Annotated in this window: 1 rRNA gene; it reads right to left on the bottom strand. The window is 36.5% G+C overall.

Features of this window, described 5'->3' with window-relative positions:
• Positions 1 to 67: ribosomal RNA gene (locus M3175_RS24760) — 16S ribosomal RNA — on the bottom strand; the annotation flags it as partial.
• Positions 68 to 255 lie beyond the last annotated feature (188 nt).

Genomic DNA, 255 nt, shown 5'->3' with positions numbered 1-255 from the left:
GCTCGACTTGCATGTATTAGGCACGCCGCCAGCGTTCGTCCTGAGCCAGGATCAAACTCTCCAATAAAGAGTAAGATTAGCTCTTAAAAGTTTAAAACTTAAAATTAAAACGTTGACGTTTGTTGTTGTCTTGTTCAGTTTTCAAGGTTCAATTAAGCACTTGATTATCTTACAATATCTTTTCACCGTTGTCAACTTCTGCGAAAAAACTTTTTTAATCGTTATTTTCAAAGTCGTTGTTGTCGGCTACATGTA

This window comes from Robertmurraya korlensis (assembly GCF_023715225.1).
Classification (GTDB): domain Bacteria; phylum Bacillota; class Bacilli; order Bacillales; family Cytobacillaceae; genus Robertmurraya_A.
This window is presented reverse-complemented; position numbering and strand designations above follow the sequence as displayed.